1 protein-coding gene is annotated in these 422 nt (G+C 35.3%); it reads left to right on the top strand.

Annotation, left to right across the window (positions count from 1 at the left end):
• On the top strand, positions 1–422 hold a 422-nt coding region (locus ACYVTD_RS17105; RefSeq protein ID WP_461248843.1), incomplete at both ends, for a hypothetical protein.

The raw sequence follows: 422 nt of genomic DNA, 5'->3' as shown, positions 1-422 counted from the left end.
GGCAATGCTCGAGGCGGTGCTGTTGGGGATAGTTTGTCTAGAATATACAAATCTGCTGGGGATGAGGTCGTTAAAGAATTTTACTTAAACGACGCTGGCAATCAAATTGAAAAGCTTAAATCTTCTCTTTACGCGCGATTTATGCAAATTGAAAATCCTGAATTTCCTTTTCCTGAAGATGGGTATCAAGGCGATGATGTATTAGAAATCGTCCAAAAATATATTGCTCAACATGGTAAGCCTAATGGCGAAGAGGCGGAGGTTAAAAAAGTTTTAGCTGATTTTGCACTCGAGAACAATGTTTCGCAAATGAAAAAAATTTTAGAAAATTATAATATAAATTATGATGTTTGGTTTAAGGAAAGTGATTTATATAGCGATGAATCGGTTGATAGAATCATAGATGAGCTTTCAAAAAAAGG

Source organism: Treponema sp. R6D11 (assembly GCF_054786075.1).
Note: the sequence above shows the minus strand (reverse complement) of the source record. Positions and strands in the feature narration are given on the sequence as shown.